The sequence below is a fragment of the Aequorivita sediminis genome, assembly GCF_032080575.2.
Lineage (GTDB): Bacteria > Bacteroidota > Bacteroidia > Flavobacteriales > Flavobacteriaceae > Aequorivita > Aequorivita sediminis.
Window position 1 is genome coordinate 1 of record NZ_JAVLSO020000002.1, and the last position, 18,915, is coordinate 18,915.

15 protein-coding genes are annotated in these 18,915 nt (G+C 35.6%); 5 read left to right on the forward strand and 10 right to left on the reverse strand.

The window, feature by feature from the left end:
• Both RT250_RS03485 and RT250_RS03490 read right to left on the reverse strand, forming a co-directional pair.
• Positions 1-805, reverse strand: an 805-nt coding sequence (locus RT250_RS03485) for a hypothetical protein (RefSeq protein WP_313112202.1), incomplete at its 3' end; no start/stop codon positions are given.
• A 193-nt stretch (positions 806-998) separates the two neighbouring features.
• On the reverse strand, positions 999-1,712 hold the full coding sequence (locus tag RT250_RS03490; protein ID WP_313112204.1) for a T9SS type A sorting domain-containing protein: 714 nt from the start codon (positions 1,710-1,712) through the stop codon (positions 999-1,001).
• 282 nt (positions 1,713-1,994) lie between these two features.
• Here RT250_RS03490 and polA point away from each other — a divergent pair, with 282 nt between their 5' ends.
• Positions 1,995-4,874, forward strand: a complete 2,880-nt coding sequence (gene polA / locus RT250_RS03495) for a DNA polymerase I (RefSeq protein WP_313112206.1) — start codon at positions 1,995-1,997, stop codon at positions 4,872-4,874.
• 95 nt (positions 4,875-4,969) lie between these two features.
• On the opposite strand, the gene RT250_RS03500 is transcribed toward polA, so the two are convergent.
• Positions 4,970-5,437, reverse strand: a complete 468-nt coding sequence (locus RT250_RS03500) for a lipocalin-like domain-containing protein (protein ID WP_313112208.1) — start codon at positions 5,435-5,437, stop codon at positions 4,970-4,972.
• A 131-nt stretch (positions 5,438-5,568) separates the two neighbouring features.
• On the opposite strand from RT250_RS03500, the gene RT250_RS03505 reads away from it, so the two are divergent.
• The gene (locus RT250_RS03505; RefSeq protein ID WP_313112209.1) at positions 5,569-7,257 is read left to right on the forward strand and encodes an ABC transporter ATP-binding protein; all 1,689 of its coding nucleotides are present in this window, start codon (positions 5,569-5,571) and stop codon (positions 7,255-7,257) included.
• Positions 7,258-7,433: 176 nt separating this feature from the next.
• On the opposite strand, the gene RT250_RS03510 is transcribed toward RT250_RS03505, so the two are convergent.
• The 6 genes from RT250_RS03510 to trhO all read right to left on the reverse strand — a co-directional run bounded on the left by RT250_RS03510 (position 7,434) and on the right by trhO (position 14,474).
• Positions 7,434-8,087, reverse strand: coding sequence for a CoA transferase subunit B (locus tag RT250_RS03510; RefSeq protein ID WP_139854436.1), 654 nt, complete (start codon positions 8,085-8,087; stop codon positions 7,434-7,436).
• A 150-nt stretch (positions 8,088-8,237) separates the two neighbouring features.
• Positions 8,238-8,936 carry a CoA transferase subunit A gene (locus RT250_RS03515; RefSeq protein WP_139854286.1) on the reverse strand — a complete coding sequence of 233 codons (699 nt, stop codon included), beginning with the start codon at positions 8,934-8,936 and terminating at the stop codon, positions 8,238-8,240.
• 157 nt (positions 8,937-9,093) lie between these two features.
• On the reverse strand, positions 9,094-11,403 hold the full coding sequence (locus RT250_RS03520; protein ID WP_313112212.1) for a penicillin-binding protein 1A: 2,310 nt from the start codon (positions 11,401-11,403) through the stop codon (positions 9,094-9,096).
• A 10-nt stretch (positions 11,404-11,413) separates the two neighbouring features.
• Positions 11,414-11,893 carry a gliding motility lipoprotein GldH gene (locus tag RT250_RS03525; RefSeq protein ID WP_313112213.1) on the reverse strand — a complete coding sequence of 160 codons (480 nt, stop codon included), beginning with the start codon at positions 11,891-11,893 and terminating at the stop codon, positions 11,414-11,416.
• A complete protein-coding gene (locus tag RT250_RS03530) occupies positions 11,886-13,226 on the reverse strand; it encodes a PSP1 domain-containing protein (protein ID WP_313112214.1) in 1,341 nt (446 codons plus the stop codon). Before RT250_RS03530 ends, RT250_RS03525 begins: the two co-directional genes overlap by 8 nt.
• A gap of 216 nt (positions 13,227-13,442) precedes the next feature.
• The gene (gene trhO / locus RT250_RS03535; RefSeq protein WP_313112216.1) at positions 13,443-14,474 is read right to left on the reverse strand and encodes an oxygen-dependent tRNA uridine(34) hydroxylase TrhO; all 1,032 of its coding nucleotides are present in this window, start codon (positions 14,472-14,474) and stop codon (positions 13,443-13,445) included.
• 439 nt (positions 14,475-14,913) lie between these two features.
• Between trhO and recA the strand changes: the two genes are divergently transcribed.
• From recA to RT250_RS03550, 3 genes are all read left to right on the forward strand, one after another.
• Positions 14,914-15,921 (forward strand): recombinase RecA, encoded by a 1,008-nt coding sequence (gene recA / locus RT250_RS03540; RefSeq protein WP_139854281.1) that lies wholly within the window; start codon positions 14,914-14,916, stop codon positions 15,919-15,921.
• Positions 15,922-16,051: 130 nt separating this feature from the next.
• Positions 16,052-16,591 (forward strand): RNA polymerase sigma factor, encoded by a 540-nt coding sequence (locus RT250_RS03545; protein WP_313112219.1) that lies wholly within the window; start codon positions 16,052-16,054, stop codon positions 16,589-16,591.
• Positions 16,592-16,701: 110 nt separating this feature from the next.
• A complete protein-coding gene (locus RT250_RS03550; protein ID WP_313112221.1) occupies positions 16,702-18,273 on the forward strand; it encodes an outer membrane beta-barrel protein in 1,572 nt (523 codons plus the stop codon).
• Between the two features lie 96 nt (positions 18,274-18,369).
• Here the strand turns inward: RT250_RS03550 and RT250_RS03555 are convergent, their stop codons facing one another.
• On the reverse strand, positions 18,370-18,879 hold the full coding sequence (locus RT250_RS03555) for a lysophospholipid acyltransferase family protein (protein ID WP_435373068.1): 510 nt from the start codon (positions 18,877-18,879) through the stop codon (positions 18,370-18,372).
• Positions 18,880-18,915 lie beyond the last annotated feature (36 nt).

Here is an 18,915-nt window from a genome sequence, read left to right on the forward strand (position 1 = left end):
TGCCATTTAAAACCAAAACTTCATTAACAGGGTTTGGATATATAGAAAATAGTTTTTCATTAATATCATTTGTTCCTAAAGAGCAGTCTTCAGAAAAATTAAAAAGACCGTCCCATTCAGAATATGGAAATTGATTGTTTTGCGCAGCTGCATAATCATCTACCATTAAACAAGGAAAAGGTTCACAAGCGTCTCCATCATCGTTTACGCAAAGAACAAAAAAATCAGTAAGGATAAAATTAAAACCTGATCTAATATCAAGAACTCTTAGTAGCTCTAAATTTTCTAAATGTAGTTTATGCAACATAGTATTATGGCTTAAATCTAAGTTTTCAATACCATTGGTTGTTGAAGGTGCCGATTCGCCCAAATCCAATTCTAAAAGATTGATATTGTTCGAAAGATTCAATTCTGTAAGTAAAGAATAATTACTTTTTATTGTTTCCAAATTCAAATTTGAAGTAATGTCAATTGTTGAAAGATTAAAGCTACGGTCAAAAACAAGATTTTTTAAGTTGGAATTTCCTGAAAGATCTAATGAGGACATAAAGTTAAATGAAACATCCAAATTTTCCAGAGCATCAAAACCTTCTATTCCCGTAAAATCATTGATATTTTTATTATTTACGTTAAGCAATATGACATTTTCAATATCGCTAGTTAAAACCTGTCCATTTATCATACCATCGCTATCAATGCCTAAGTCAATAAGTGCTTGTTCAAAATTAGGATCGGGTATATTTGTTACTTGTGCGTAAAGCCCTAATGGCAATAAAAGCAGCCATATACATAGTATATTTAGCATAGATATTCTTGTTTTGTATATTTTAAATATTAATTTCATATAGGTAATTCCCTGTATTATGTTGGGGAATTTCCCCCTTTTTCCCAAATACCATTCTGTTTATGAATAATTCAACAATAAATATAATTTCCAAATACTTCTTTTACTTTTGAAGAAACAGAAAAATGTCCGTTCGAGCGCAGTCGAGAACTATTTATTGTTTTACAAACTTTTTCACCTCTACTCTCCCACTTTCATCCGCTATCTTTAAAAAGTAAATACCGCTGGATAGGTTTGAAACATTAATTGTTGTTTGCTTACTAAAATCTATATGTTGCGTATTTAAAAGTTTTCCTTCTAAACTGAGAATGTGAATTTGAAGATTTCCTACTTGTTTTGTTGATGAAATATTTAAGGTTTCAAAAGATGGGTTTGGGTAAATAGAAAACATAGCGTTTTCAAAAGCTTGAACTCCTAAGGGTCCACTGTTATAAATAGCTTGTTTTCCTTCTGGGTTGGTAATAATTAGCGTTTTATGATCCCCAAGAAAAACTATATAATAATCTAATGGGTTCTTCGCAATAAGATTATTATCTACGTAGACAGAATAATGCTTACTTATAAATTCTAAAACATCTGGATCTTCACAGGTTTCAACTAAAGCTATAACTTCACTTAAATTAAACTGATTTGAACCAGTATAAATAACATCTCCAGAAATGCCAGATTCACAATAACTATGACCTAAAGAAATAAAGTCTGCCTGAAAATTCATTTCGCCATCAAAGGTTGAATTTATTGGGTAATTGTTTTCTCCGTCAATAATTACATTTTCTAAATACCAGGTATTTTCAAAAAGATGGGGATCTTGAGCGTGTGATGAAACATAAACTAGGCTCGTAAAAAGAAAAATTATAATTGTTTTCATAATTTATTGTTTTAAAAGGATTTTGGATCCTAAACAACTCCATTAGCGCCAATGTCTCACTATAGTTGTAAATTCTAAAATTAAAAATAGCTAAAAAAAATTAAAGCATCTATTTTATCAGATTCGTGGAACATCTTTATTTTACCCTAATACAAGCTAATTTCCAAATACTTCTTTTATTTTTGAAGAAACAGAAAAATGTCCGTTCGAGCGCAGTCGAGAACGATAAGGACATCAACTTCATAAACCTTTCGGCTGCGCTCAGGAAGACTATAAATTATAATGATGCAAGAACCAAAAAAACGCCTTTTCCTTGTTGATGCCTACGCTCTTATTTTTAGAGGGTATTTCGCATTTATAAAAAATCCACAAATTAATAGCAAAGGTCAAAACACTTCGGCTATTATGGGATTTATGAATTCATTAATAGACGTAGTAAAAAGAGAACGTCCAGACCATCTTGCAGTTTGCTTTGATAAAGGCGGCAGCGAAGCTCGAAACGAAATGTTTCCTGAATACAAGGCTAATAGAGACGAAACTCCAGATGCAATACGTTTTGCAATTCCATACATCTATAGCATCCTTGAGGCCATGAAAATCCCAGTAATGGTAAAAGAAGGCTTTGAAGCAGATGATGTAATTGGAACCTTGGCAAAAAAAGCTGAAAAAGAGGGTTATACCACCTATATGGTAACTCCAGATAAGGATTTTGCACAATTGGTTTCCGAAAATATATTTATGTACCGCCCTGTTTTTGGTGGAGGTTATGAAACATGGGGCATTCCAGAAGTTCAAAAAAAGTTTGAAGTAGAAAATCCGCTTCAGGTAATAGACTTCTTAGGAATGATGGGAGACAGTAGCGATAACATCCCGGGGCTTCCAGGTGTAGGTGAAAAAACAGCGAAGAAATTCCTTAAGGAATTTGGCTCAATGGAAGCCCTACTAGACAATACCGATAAGCTTAAAGGCAAAATGAAAGAGAAGGTAGAAGCTAATCGCAAAATTGGTTTACTCAGTAAACAATTGGCAACTATTATGCTGGATGTTCCTGTAGAATTTAATGAAGAAGATTTTGAAGTTTGTCCTCCTGATACAGAAAAGGTATTGGAAATATTTGATGAATTAGAGTTCAGAAGACTTAAAGATAATTTCCTAAAATCTTTCTCTGTAGAGGCTATGGCTTCTAATGGCACAAGCCGTGAACCAAAAGATGCAGAAAACAACGCTCCTACTACAAAGCAAAAAACATCAAAAGTGGCGGAACGCAGCAAAAGTGCTGGTCAAGGCCAATTTTCACTTTTTGGAGGCGGTGGAGAGGCAGCAACAAATGCAAAAGATTTTAATACACGGGCAACTATTGAAAATACCGAACACTTCTACCAAACCATTCAACCTGGTATGGGCGCAAAGTTGTTTTTTCAAAATTTAATGAAGCAGAAAAGCGTGTGTTTTGACACAGAAACTACAGGTTTAAATCCGCTCGAAGCAGAACTCGTTGGTATTGCTTTCTCTTGGGAAAAAGGAAAAGGTTTTTACATTCCATTCTCAGAAAACCGCGAAGAAACACAACAGATTCTAGAAAATTTACGTCCTTTCTTTGAAGATGAATCAATTGAGAAAATAGGACAAAACTTAAAATACGATATTAAGGTTTTAGCAAAATACGATATAGCTGTAAAAGGGAAACTATTTGATACTATGCTTGCGCATTATCTTATCAATCCAGATATGCGCCATAATATGGACGTATTGAGCGAAACGTACCTCAACTATACTCCTGTTTCCATAACCGCATTAATCGGTAAAAAAGGTAAGAATCAACGCAGTATGCGCGATGTTGATATTGTTCAACAAACCGAATACGCAGTAGAAGATGCCGATATTACCCTACAACTTAAAGAGCATTTTGAGAAAGAATTAGGCGAGGCAAACACTCAACAACTTTTTGATGAAATTGAGGTGCCTCTATTACGTGTATTGGCCGCGATGGAATTGGAAGGTATTAATCTCGATAAAGATTTTTTAAACAGTCTATCGGCGGCTTTAGATAGCGATATACTTCAATTAGAAAAGAATATTTACGAAGAAGCTGGAGAAAAATTCAACATTGCTTCTCCAAAGCAGTTGGGAGAAATTCTTTTTGGGAAAATGAAGCTTATCGACAAACCGAAAAAAACCAAGACCGGTCAATATTCTACTTCAGAAGATGTGCTTTCATACTTAGCAAAAGATCATAAAATCATCCGAGATGTATTAGAATATCGCGGCTTAGCTAAGTTAAAAAGCACCTATGTTGACGCTTTACCAGCACAGATAGAACCAACCACAGGTCGTGTACATACCGATTATATGCAAACCGTCGCAGCAACTGGGCGATTGAGTAGTAATAATCCAAACCTTCAAAACATTCCTATTAGAACAGAGCGCGGACGCCAAGTGCGAAAAGCATTTGTCCCAAAAAATAAAGACTATGTTTTAATGGCTGCGGATTATTCGCAAATTGAACTTCGCGTTATCGCTGCTTTAAGCGAAGAAGATAACATGATAGATGCTTTTAAAAACGGAGAAGACATTCACGCTTCTACGGCTGCAAAAGTCTTTAATGTGCCTTTAGAAGAAGTTACCCGTGAACAACGAAGCAATGCTAAAACTGTAAACTTTGGGATTATCTACGGAGTTTCGGCATTTGGACTAAGCAACCAAACCGATCTCTCTAGAACTGAAGCCAAAGAACTAATAGACACCTACTACAAAACCTACCCAAAACTTAGAAATTACATAAGTTCTCAAATAGACTTCGCACGGGAGCACGGATATGTGCAAACCGTTTTAGGCCGTAGACGTTATTTAAAGGACATTAATGGCAGCAACCAAGTGGTAAGAGGTGCGGCTGAAAGAAACGCTGTAAACGCTCCAATTCAAGGTAGTGCAGCAGATATCATCAAGCTTGCCATGATTAATATTTACAACAAGCTTGAAGAAGAGAATTATGAAAGTAAAATGCTCCTTCAGGTTCATGATGAATTGGTTTTTGATGTTTACAAACCTGAGTTAGAAAAGTTAAAAGCCATGGTAAAACACGAAATGGAAAACGCTTACAAGCTTACCGTTCCTTTAAATGTGGATTTGGGAGTAGGAGAAAATTGGCTGGAGGCTCATTAAGCCACCTAAATGCTAAAATGCAAAAAAAATCAAATACTGAAGTAAAACAAAGGGCGTTTCTTAAGAAATGCCCTTTGAAATTTCATCAGTTTATGTCAATCTCTTTGCGAAACCATTTCTAAAGTGCCATAATCGTCTGTTGGCATTATGATTTTTAGCGTATTGTTATTTAGCGTATAATCAAAAGTTTCTGTTAATGGCTCTGGACCTTCTATAGTAAACTTAATTTGATCTCCTAGAATTTCATAAGTGCCTTCATTTCTTTCGGTGCCTTGGCATCCAAAAACAATTTCTCCGTTTATTTCCTCTTGTGTTATCACACTAAACGATTGTGAGAAATCATTATTAGCAGAAAAATTACTCGTTCCCTCAATACATGGAATTTCGTTAATTAGATTTCGATTAAAAGATCCGTCGTTGTTTAAGTCTACAGGAATAGCCACATTCATTTCAGTTAGCGACCAAGAACCAACTATGGACGCTTCTGCTAAATTACTATCATCATCGGAAGAGCAAGAGGTAAATAAAACACTTGCAAATAAGGCTATAAATATTTTTTTCATATCGTTGGATTTTCATTAGAGATTCCCAAAATAATACAATTATTTTCTTTTTTCGCTTGTCGCTACATCTATTTAAATTTTTGAATTAAAACTACACTCTCAATTTTAACTTAAATTCTATCTTTGATACTATGGAAAACACCCCATTAATATCGATTAAAGATCTTGTTCTTTCCTTTGGGGGCAAGAAAAAGAAAACTGAAGTTTTACATACTATATCTTTTGATGTATTTGAAAACGAAATTTTAGGGATTGTAGGCGAATCTGGTTCTGGTAAATCGGTTACATCTTTAGCACTTATGGGGTTATTGCCAAAAAAGCAAGCCAACTTATCGGGAGAAATCCTTTTCCAAGGAAACGATTTATTGAAGTACGAAGAAAAGAAATATAGAAAAATCCGCGGTAGCGAAATCGCAATGATTTTTCAAGAGCCTATGAGTGCGCTTAACCCTTCACTGAAATGCGGTTTTCAAGTTTCTGAAATACTCATGCTTCACTTAAATATGAATGCTTCTGAAGCCAAAAAGGAAACCATTTCGCTGTTTGAAAAAGTGAAACTGACACGTCCCAACGAAATTTACAACAGTTATCCGCATCAAATAAGCGGTGGACAAATGCAGCGTGTAATGATTGCCATGGCTATTGCTTGTAAACCTAAATTACTTATAGCAGACGAACCAACTACAGCACTTGATGTTACGGTACAGAAAGAAATTATTTCGCTTCTAAAATCGATTCAGAAAGAAACTAAAATGGCTATGCTATTTATTTCGCACGATTTAAGTTTGGTTTCAGAAATTGCAGATAGCGTTTTGGTAATGTATAAGGGAAATATTGTTGAAAGTGCAACTACCGAAGAAATTTTTAAAAATCCTCAAAACGAATATACCAAAGCATTATTGGCGTCGCGACCATCATTAAATGTGCGTTTAGCAGAATTGCCAACCATTGCTTCTATTGCTGATAAAAGTTTTAAGCCTAGAGAAATAAAAGCGACCGAACGCGCTAAAAAACATAAGCAGATATACACTCAGGCCCCTATTTTAGAAATCGTCAACCTTGAAAAATACTATTTCAGCAATGTGGGGCTTTTTGCCAAAACAGAAGTTGTAAAAGCAGTAGATAACGTTAGTTTTTCGGTTTTTGAAGGAGAAACTTTAGGACTTGTAGGCGAATCGGGTTGTGGAAAATCTACTTTGGGAAAAACAATTCTACAGTTGGAAAAAGCAACGGCTGGAAGTATTAAGTATCGAGGAAAGGAACTTACAACGCTTTCAAAAACTGATATTAGAAATCTGAGAAAAGAAATTCAAATCATTTTTCAAGATCCATTTTCCTCTTTAAACCCTCGTTTAATGATAGGCGAAGCTTTGATGGAGCCCATGGAAGTTCACGGTTTAGGGAAAAATAAAAAAGAAAGAAGAGAGCGCGTTATTTCGCTTCTAGATAGAGTAGGTTTGGATGAGACATACTTTTATCGTTATCCGCACGAGCTATCAGGGGGGCAACGACAACGTGTTGGAATTGCTCGAACAGTAATAGTAGAGCCAAAACTTGTTATTTGTGACGAATCGGTTTCTGCTTTAGATATTTCTGTGCAGGCACAAGTTCTTAATCTCTTGAACGAACTGAAAAACGATTATGGCTTCACCTATATTTTTATATCGCACGATTTGGCGGTGGTGAAATACATGTCGGATCAACTATTAGTGATGAATAAAGGGAAAATAGAAGAACTAGGAGATGCCGACGAAATTTACGAAAACCCGCAGACCGAATATTCAAAAAAGCTTATTCAAGCAATTCCTAAAGGGATTTAATTTTTCTTGAATAAAAAAAAGCTATTCAAAAAGTAAGTCTCACTGTCTGTTCGAGCGCAGTCGAGAACTTTAAATTACTGACTTCTAAATAGGTATCGACTACGATTAACCTAACAAATCAAATAATTTTTGCTTTTTAAATAGCCTCTTTTATATAGAAAAAGAGGAGAATTGTTTTAAAATTTCATTTCAGGAATGTCACCTTCAACTACTAAATCACCTTCAGTTGCTTGTTGAATTTCTTCAACAGAAACACCAGGGGCACGTTCTAATAGGTGAAACTTACCATCTCTAACTTCCATTACTGCAAGATTACTCACAATCTTCTTTACACAAGCAACGCCAGTAAGCGGTAGAGTACATTCCTTTAGCAATTTCGATTCGCCAGCGCGATTCGTATGCATCATTGCTACAATTATATTTTCGGCTGAGGCTACTAAATCCATTGCGCCACCCATTCCTTTTACCATTTTACCTGGAATTTTCCAGTTGGCAATATCACCGTTTTGAGATACTTCCATTGCTCCCAAAATAGTTAAATCTACGTGTTGGCCACGTATCATACCAAAACTCATTGCAGAGTCGAAGAAAGAAGCTCCGGGAAGGGCTGTAATAGTTTGTTTACCGGCATTAATTAAATCTGGGTCTTCTTCCCCTTCATAAGGGAATGGTCCCATTCCTAGAATTCCATTTTCACTTTGAAATTCTACACTAATATCGTCACGCACAAAATTCGCAACTAAGGTTGGAATTCCTATTCCTAAGTTAACGTAGTATCCGTCCTTAACTTCTTTTGCTATTCGTTGTGCTATTTGGTTTTTATCTAACATCTCAATATTGTTAATTTGAAGTAGGTTTCCACCTTGGTTTGTCCTGAGCGATGCCGAAGGGCTCAACCTTACATAATTATTTTTCCGTTGCGTTCTCTATTTCATTATGGTTTACTAATTCACCACTAAAAACGCTAAGATTCCAATTAATTATTTTTTACGCACTGTAAGTTGTTCAATGCGCTTTTCATATTTCTCACCTTGAAAAATTCGCTGAACAAATATTCCAGGGATATGAACTTGATTAGGGTCTAATTCGCCAGCAGGAACAAGTTCTTCTACCTCAGCCACTGTAATTTTTCCTGCGCCGCACATAGCGGGGTTAAAGTTTCTAGCTGTACCTTTAAAAATAAGATTTCCAGCTTCATCGCCTTTCCAAGCCTTTACAAAAGAGAAATCAGCTTCAAAAGCTCTCTCCATTATATGCATTTTTCCGTTAAATTCACGGGTTTCTTTACCTTCTGCCACTTCGGTCCCATAGCCTGCGGGAGTAAAAAAGGCTGGAATACCAGTTCGAGCAGCTTCACATCTCTGTGCTAGCGTTCCTTGAGGAACAAGCTCTACCTCCATTTCACCACTTAGCATTTGGCGTTCAAATTCGGCGTTTTCTCCTACATAAGAAGAAATCATTTTCTTTATTTGGTGCTTTTTAAGCAAAAGACCTAGACCAAAATCATCTACACCTGCATTATTTGAAATACAAGTAACACCTTGAATGTTACGTCTAACCAATTCGTTGATTATATTTTCAGGTATACCACAAAGACCAAAGCCCCCGAGCATAAAAGTCATTCCGTCTTCAATGCCTTCACAGGCTTCTCGAACGTTTGCTACTGTCTTATTTATCATTTTTAAAATTTTTCTGAAAATTACAAAATTTGTCTGAGTATTCAGAACAATTCTACAAACACCTAATAAACACTTAACTGCTAATTCAATAGAAAAACAGCTCTTTTGATATCAGTAAAAAGTCTAAAATTTAGTTTTATGATTATTAGATTTTTAATTAAAAATCAAACTCATCTGGAATTTCTTCCTTATCAGCATCTCTATCTCTCCACACTTCACAGTTAGTTTCAATAGAAAGATTACTTGGGCGCTTAAAGTTTTCAGTAGACACATCTAAATCTTTATCGGCATAGCAACTCTTCATATACATTCCCCAAATTGGAAGTGCCATTGTTGCTCCTTGTCCGTATCTAGTGCTTCTGAAATGCGTAGCTCTATCATCTCCTCCTACCCAAACTCCTGTAACAAGATTTGGAACCATTCCCATAAACCAACCATCACTGTTGTTTTGCGTAGTTCCAGTTTTACCGGCAATAGGATTTTTGAAATCGTATGGATATCCTGTCATAACCTCTTTGTAAAATGGGGAATTAACAGCCCAATTTCCTCTTAATCGAGTACCAGTTCCTGATTGCGTTACCCCTTCCATTAAACTAGTTGTAACATACGCAGTTTCGTTACTTATAACATCTCTGGTTTTTGGAACATTTTGATAAAGAACAGTTCCATTTTTATCCTCAATCCTTTGAATTAAAATTGGCTCTATATATACTCCTTCATTTGCGAAGGTGCTATAAGCTCCAACCATTTCATAAACCGATAAATCTGCAGTTCCTAGAGCAATTGATGGTACAGCAGGCATATTATCTGTATTTGCTCCCATTTTTTTCACTAGATCGATAACTGGTTCTGGCCCAACTCTATCAATAAGTCTTGCAGTAATAGTGTTGATAGAATTTGCAAGAGCGTGTTTAAGAGAAACCATTCCTCCATAACTACCTCCAGAGTTTTTAGGTGTCCAAGGTTTTAACAAGTTGTGTTTTCCTGCTGGAATGGTGTACATAGTATTAGGCAATGTATCACAAGGAGACATATGCATTTGATCTATAGCTGTTGCGTAAACAAATGGCTTAAAAGTAGAACCTATCTGGCGTCTTCCTTTTTTAACCATATCGTATTTGTAATGTTTGTAATCTATTCCACCAACCCACGCTTTTACTTCACCTGTTTGTGGTGTCATAGACATCATAGCCGCTTGTAAAAATGATTTGTGGTAACGAATAGAATCTAACGGAGTCATAATTGTGTCAATGTCTCCTTTCCAAGAGAAAACACGCATCGGGATTGCTTTTTTAAAGCTTGCAATAATTTCTTTCTCGTCTTTCCCTTGTCTTTTCATATCGCGCCAGCGATCACTTTTTCGCATAGCTGAATTTAAAATCCCTTCGGTTTCTTTTTCTGTAATATCTCTAAAAGGCGCAGTTTTATTCCCTTTATTTTGTTCGTCAAAAACAGCTTGGAGGTTTGCCATATGCGTTTTAACAGCATTTTCGGCGTGAAGTTGCATTTTACTATCTATAGTAACATAAACCTTAAGTCCGTCTTGGTAAATATTGTATTTACTACCATCTGACTTTGGATGTTCTTTTATCCAATTTTCCATAAAATGGCGTGCATACTCACGGAAATAAGTCGCACTTCCTTCATCGTGACCTTGCGGTGTAAATTCGATATTCAGTGGAAGAGCTTGTAGCGAATCTTTTACTTTTTCTGAAATATAATCGTATTTCTCCATTTGTGCTAACACCACATTTCTTCGGTTTTTAACACCTTCTGGATTTCGAATTGGATTATATAGGGAAGCATTTTTGAACATTCCTACAAGAGTCGCAGATTCAATAGTTGAAAGCTGAGACGGCGGTTTGTCGAAATAAATATTAGCTGCAGACTCTATACCAACAGCTTGATTCACAAAGTCGTATTCGTTAAAATACATAGTAATAATTTCCTCTTTTGTATAACGACGTTCCAAGCGAGTTGCAATTATCCATTCTTTAACTTTTTGTAGTCCTCTTTGGAATTTATTGCGAGATACCTGTTCAGTAAAAAACAGTTTTGCTAGCTGTTGACTAATTGTACTTGCTCCACCTCGAGAGCCTAAAAATGCAATTGCTCTTAATGTCCCGCGACCATCAATCCCGGAGTGATCGTAAAAACGAACGTCTTCAGTTGCAATTAATGCGTTAATTAAGTGGTCTGGTAAAGAATCGTAAGGTATTGGAGTACGGTTTTCTTTGTAGAATTTTCCGATAGTTTTCCCGTCGGATGATATTATTTCGGTAGCGAGGTTTTTCTCTGGATTTTCTAGACTTGTTTCATCTGGAAGACTTCCAAAAACGCCCCAAGAAGCCATTAAAAACATTAAGACTATTAATAGTATAAACCCAGCGAAAATCTTCCAAAAGGTTCTAATGTGACGCCCTAAACTGCGTTTTTTATCTTTTGCGGATGCCTTTTTTGTTGCCATATTTTATTTACTATTTGGAAGCTTCTATACTAAACCCAACATCTGATATACCTTCAAGTTTGCTAACGCCTTCAATAGAACCGTTATTGCGCATTGCATGTCCTATATTTATCTTGTAAGACCCTTCTTCAACAAACTGTACGTTTTCTTTATACCACAATTTATTTTCTTTTAAGTTCCCTATACCGTGACCCAACCACGAACCATCGGGATTAGCCATTCGGTATTCCAAAGTGTCGGTAATTGTTTTACCGTGTGGAAACTCCATCGAAACTATTAAAAATAGGTTGTTGTACTTATATTCGTTAGTGTTTCTGATGTTTAAAAATAAATTATATCTTGTTAATGAATCTAATTCTGGTACTGTAAACGCTACAGTTTCAGCAGCACCCCAATGCCCGTTCATTGCTTTTGTATCACTAAATACCGTATTAGAATCGCAAGAAACGAAACATACAGCAGCCACAAAAATCATTACTAATTTATTCATTTTTTGACGACTTTCTATTTCTATTTTGATTCGTTGGCTTATTAGATGCTTTATTACCTGATTTGCTTGTAGGTTTATTATCCGACTTAGTATCTGGCTTAGTTCTAGACTTTTTTCGAGGTTTAGTGTTAGCCTTTTTTGCAGCGTTCTTGTTTTCTCTAGCTGCAGGTTTGTTGGCCGAATCGGCCTTTAAACGAGGCTTAGATTTAGTCTTTTTTCTGCGCTTTTTAGGTTTCTGCTTTGGTTTGTCAAAACGCGTTAAACTGTCCTGACCTACAACATTACTATACGGCTCTTTTTCGGCTACTGGAGCTTCAATAATAAACTCCTCTAATGCGAAAGGTTTTTTATCAGCCTTATTTAGCTCGATAATTTCGTTAGCCTTTTCAGCAGTAAGCTCGTGCCAATTCATGTAATCCTTTTCGTAGGCATACCAAAGCAAGCCTTTAAAAATATCAATTTTTTGGCAAGTAGCAGTTCCTTTTTCAGTTTGTAACTTCGTATCAGTATTTGGAAAAGATTCTAATGCTTCTAAATAGGTGTCTAGTTCGTAATTCAAGCAACATTTAAGCTTTCCACATTGTCCTGCAAGTTTTTGAGGATTTAAAGAAAGTTGCTGATAACGTGCTGCCGAAGTATTTACCGAACGGAAATCTGTAAGCCATGTAGAACAACAAAGTTCACGACCACAACTACCAATACCCCCTAAGCGCGCAGCCTCTTGGCGAAAACCAATTTGCTTCATCTCAATACGGGTATTGAAAGTACGTGCAAACTCCTTAATTAATTCACGGAAATCTACTCTTTCTTCAGCGGTATAATAGAATATTACTTTAGATGCATCCCCTTGAAATTCTACATCGCTAATCTTCATTTGAAGACCTAAACGAATAGCTATCTCACGCGAACGTTTCTGAACATCTGCCTCCTTGTTGCGGACCCCTTGCCAGATATCTATATCTTTTTGAGTTGCTTTGCGATAAATTTTTGGAAGCGCCTCGATTTTGGTAGGAACTCTTTTCTTTTTCATTTGAACTCTAACAAGCTCGCCTGTTAAAGTTACCATTCCTATATCGTGACCGGGCGAAGCTTCTGTAGCTACAGTATCGCCAATGCTTAGTGTGAGATTATCAGGGTTTTGATAGAAATCTTTTCTACCGTTTTTAAAGCGAACTTCCACCGCATTAAAAGGTTCCATATTAGCGGGAAGTTGCATATTTGAAAGCCAATCAAACACCGTTAGTTTGTTACAGCCATCGGTTCCGCAAGTACCATTGTTCTTGCATCCCTTTGGCTGTCCGTTGGCGCCTGTGGCACAGCTGGTACAGCCCATATATTTTATATATAAAGCCCTGTTCTAAATGAAGAGGGACGAAAAATTAAACAAAATTACTAATCGGTAAAGATACCAATAAATAATTACGAATGCTGAATTCAGAATTATGAATTTTACTAATGAAATCAAGATTCAAAAATGAAGGGAAACACCCCAAAGTCATATTAATAGCTGCAACCACCCGTTATCCTTAATGCAGCACTCAACACGCATTTATTTTTTAAACTTCAACTTTTCCGAGCGTCCCTTTTTAAAAATTTTATTGCTATTCGGGATCCCTTGACGTCTTCTTTTTTGCTCATCTTCTGGCAAATGAATAATCTCAATACAATCGTTTGAACAGCAGTTTTCCATAGCCACAGCACATTTTTCACACTGAATAAACAGTAAGTGACAAGCCTGATTCGCACAGTTGGTATGGGTATCGCATGGTTCTCCACACTGGTGACAGTGACTTATAATATCATCGGTAATTCGTTCGCCACGACGGTGATCGAAAACAAAGTTTTTGCCTAAGAATTTATTTTCTAGTCCTAAATTTTCTACTTGTCTAGCGTATTCAATAATACCTCCTTCTAACTGAAAAACATTTTTAAAACCTTTGTGCTTGTAATAAGCGCTGGCTTTTTCACAACGAATACCTCCTGTGCAATACATAACAAGTTTTTTATCTTCTTTGTGATCTCTTAAATCTTCTTCAATAATATCTAAAGAATCTCGGAAAGTATCAACATCTGGAGTAATCGCATTTTTGAAATGCCCTATTTCACTTTCGTAATGGTTTCGCATATCGACCAAAACTACATTTGGATCTTCAATAAGTTCATTAAAAGCGATAGCGTCTACATGAACTCCTTTGTTGGTAACATCAAAAGTTTCATCATTTAATCCATCCGCTACAATTTTATCGCGAACTTTTACTTTCAGTTTTAAAAACGATTTTAAATCTTGTTCAATAGCAATATTTAACCGAACGTCTTTTAAAAAGTTTATTCCGTCTAAAAATTCTTTAAATTCCTTAAAACGTTTTGCTGGAACCGAAAGTTGCGCGTTTATACCTTCGTGAGCTATATAAATTCGACCTAGAACATCTTGTTCATGCCAAGTAACAAAAAGGTGATTTCTAAAAAGATGAGGATTGCCAATTTTGGCGTATTGATAAAATGAAAGGGTAAGCCGTTCTTCACCGGCTTCTTCTAATAGTGCTTCCCTTTCTTTAGCACTTAATTTATTGTACAGTTGCATGCTATACTAATTTTTAGGTGAAAAGAATTGATTTTTAAAGCTGCAAAGGTAATGGTTTTTGTAAAAAACGGAAGAAAGTCCAGAATTAATACTATCCCAATTACTTTAAAGATCTGACAAGGAGTAATTTTTATTTTAAAAATGACAATAGACTTACAACTATAAAAATATTCTAAAATTAATTCCGAATAAAACAAAGGAAATCATCAACCTTCTCTTTTTCCTTTAAAAAGATTATCAAATATAAAATGGTTATTATAAAAACCTAATTTACAATTGTTTGTAGATTTAAATTGATGTAAGCTTAGTTTTTACAAGTCAAACTTCGAGCTTTCAAATTTGTTAACAAAAACCCCGACCTATTCCATATTATTTTTGCCCTTCGCCTGAAGAAATAGTATCTTAGCTAATTAAAATTCTATCATTAAACACATTGAAAATGAGCACTGAAAAAGACGCAAAACTTAAAGCTTTAAAGCTTACACTTGATAAACTTGACAAAACTTACGGAAAAGGTACCGTAATGAAAATGGGCGATAGTGCCGTAGAAGATGTAGACGTAATCCCAACAGGTTCCCTCGGCTTGGATGTAGCTTTAGGCGTTGGAGGTTATCCACGTGGAAGAGTTATTGAAATTTACGGACCAGAATCTTCTGGTAAAACTACTTTAACGCTTCACGCGATGGCAGAAGCTCAGAAAAAAGGAGGTATTGCAGCATTTATCGATGCAGAACATGCTTTTGATCGTGTATATGCAGAAAAACTTGGGGTAGATATTGAAAACCTTATTATTTCTCAACCTGATAATGGAGAACAAGCATTAGAAATTGCGGATAATTTAATTAGAAGTGGGGCTATCGATATCGTGGTTATTGACTCGGTTGCAGCTTTGACGCCAAAAAGTGAAATTGAAGGCGAAATGGGAGATAGTAAAATGGGGCTTCACGCACGTTTAATGAGCCAAGCACTACGAAAACTTACAGGTTCTATCAGTAAGACAAAATGTACGGTAATCTTTATTAACCAATTGCGTGAAAAGATTGGCGTAATGTTTGGAAACCCTGAAACTACAACAGGTGGTAACGCCTTAAAGTTCTATGCTTCTGTTCGATTAGACATTCGTCGCTCTACACAAATTAAAGATACCGATAGTAATGCTACCGGTAATAAAACTAGAGTTAAGGTTGTTAAAAACAAAGTAGCTCCACCTTTCAAACAAGCTGAATTTGACATTATGTATGGTGAAGGAATTTCTAAAGTTGGGGAGATTATCGACCTTGGAGTTGACTTCGAAATAGTTAAAAAAGCAGGTTCTTGGTTTAGCTACGACGACACAAAACTCGGGCAAGGCCGTGACGCAGTTAAAAGACTTTTGTTAGACAACCCTGAGCTAATGGAAGAATTGGAAGTGAAAATTAAAGACGCCATTGCAGCATTAAATCAATAAATTTTTCAAAGAACCACGCAACCCTTTTGATACTGTGGCATCTACACAACGTAGGAACCTTGAATATTTACGGTTGCCCTCTAAAAATATAGAGGTATTTACAACTTAATGTTAATTCACGGTACCGCAATTGACTTTAGAAGAGCTCATACAACAATGCAAAAAGCAGAATGCAAAGGCACAAGGCGAATTGTACAAAAAGTACAACAGAATCCTATTTGCTATCTGTCTTCGTTATTCGCCTAATTACACAGAGGCAGAAGACAATTTGCAAGATGCATTTATAACCATTTTTAAAAAGGTTGAGCAATATAAAGGCAAAGGTTCTTTTGAAGGATGGATGAAACGAATAACCGTGAATACTGTACTTCAAAAATACCGAAAACAGCGTAATTTTGACATTGTAGACGAAGGACAGATTGAAGATGAGGCAGAAGTAGAAATAGATAGCGACGAAATCCCCTTGGATTTTTTGCTGAAAATTGTACAAGAATTGCCAGACAGATATAGATTGGTCTTTAGTATGTATGTTTTAGATGGCTATCAGCATAAAGAGATTGCCGAAATGTTAGGTATAAGCGACGGAACGTCTAAATCTAACCTAGCCCGCGCTAGAATGATATTGAAAAATAAAATTGAAGAGTATAATGCTAAAAACTATAACACTTAATGCATTATTGAATTGTTTAGAATAATAAGTCCCCTGCTTTTATTAGGTAGGGGTTTATTTAAAAACTGACAGCTACTTTTTATATTGAAAAATGAAAGTCAGCGAAACTAATGAAGGAAAAGAAAAACATAGACAACATTTTTAAAGATGGTTTCGATAATCTTGAAGCCACTCCTTCGCCGCGCGTTTGGGAAAACATTCAAGCGGAGCTCAACAAGGAGAAAAAAGAACGCAAAGTTATTCCGTTGTGGATAAAACTTGGCGGTGTTGCTGCGTTACTTGCTCTACTTTTAACTGTTGGCAATTCACTTTACAATTCTCCTGATATAATGGATGGTGAACAAATCACCAATGAAAATGTTGAGCAAAACAATAAAAATCTTCAGAAAACTAGATCAGGATCAGAAATCCAAAATACTAAGGATACACAAGTAGCTACTGAGGATATTACAACTCAAAATTTAAATTCTTCAGAAAAAATTGATACGAAGGATAAAAATGAAACCAGAGTTTCAAATACAACAATTAAGGGAACTTCAGAAAAAGCTACCAATATAGTAGTTGCTTCAAGCAATTCTGAAAAGGAGAAAGCAATTCAAAAGCAAACTAATTCAGAAAGTCACATTTCTAAAAATATTTCAACAAAAAAGTTGAATGAAGGAATTGCTACTTCAAAAAATCCTTCAGAAAAAACCGCGTTAGACAAAACTGAGAAGAAAGCTGCTGATAAATTCATTAATTCCGATAAGGAAATCATTATTAAAGATAACGAAAGAATCGCTGAAGTTGACAAATTAAAAGATGTAAACCCGAAAATGATTCCAACGGATATAGAAAACGGTTTAGTGAAGGTTGAAGCAGAGACTAAACAAGATTCGGTAGCTAAAAAATCAATATTCGATGCCATTGCTGAAAATATTGAAGAAAATGAAGCAGAAAAGAAAAAGAAACAAAAACCAGAACATCGCTGGAAGATAGCACCAAATGTAGCTCCTGTTTATTACAGCAGTTTAGGGAACGGATCCTCTATAGACCCAACATTTACAGACAATCCACAAAAAGGAGATGTAAATATAAGTTATGGAGTACAAGTTAGTTACGCTGTGAGTAATCGTTTGAGTGTTCGAACTGGACTTAACAACGTAGATTTAAGCTATAGCACTTCCGATATTTTGATAGGGACAGGACCCGTATCCTCGGCATTGAGGTCTGTAGATTATGGTGGAAAACAAATTGTAACCACTGTAGTTTCAAAATCCACATTTCACAACTCTGCTCCTTCAGGAGGTTTTGAAAATATCAATCTAAAATCTACCCAAGGAAACGCTAGAGTGATACAGAACATAAATTATTACGAAATTCCTGTAGAACTTAAGTATTCAATATTAGACACCAAATTAGGGGTCAATATAATAGGTGGATTAAGCACCTTAGTTTTAGGCAATAATGAAATTTCTGTAAAAGCAGATAATTTTAATACTGTACTAGGAGAAGCTAATAACCTTTCAGATGTAAGCTTTTCAACTAATATTGGTTTAGGACTAGATTACAAGCTATCAAAGAAATTTACTTTTAATATTGAGCCAATGTTTAAGTACCAGCTCAATCCATATACCGATTCTTCTGTAAACTTTAAACCATATTATTTAGGAGTGTACAGCGGAATAAGCTTCAAGTTTTAAGTTAGTTTTAAGTTGATTGCGTTTGATTTTCAATCAAACATTGAAAAAACCATTCTTAGCCATAGGATGGTTTTTTTGAGTTATAAGAAATCCGAATTAAACCGAAGGATTCATCAGCTCCTTCAAAATCACTTCGCGAGTTGCGCTTTTCAATTCCTTACGATCGGTCATTTCTAAGTTTTCGGTTTCGATAAGTTCGTGAACCATTACGCGCATTTTTCCAGGCCCTCCCTTAAAAAAAGAGTATGGAAAACGTTTTTTATTATCATGAAACGTCATAGGTGCAATTGGGATTTTGTGTTCAATAGACAATCTAAATGCCCCATCTTTAAATTCATCTAATATAATAGACAAGTCGTCTGGCACTCCACCTTCAGGGAAAATACATACACTTAACCCTTCATTTAGTCTTTTTTCTGCTCTGCGGAAAGCTTCCACCCTACTTTTAGTATTACCGCGATCAACCAAAATACAGGTGCGTTTATAGATATATCCAAACAGAGGTATTTTTGCCAACTCCTTTTTACCAACAAATACAAACGGGTTTTTAGCGGTATAAAACATTAGCATTATATCCGTCATTGAGGTATGGTTTGCAACAAACATATAGCTTCTGCCTTTTTGATAATTTACATCCCTTTT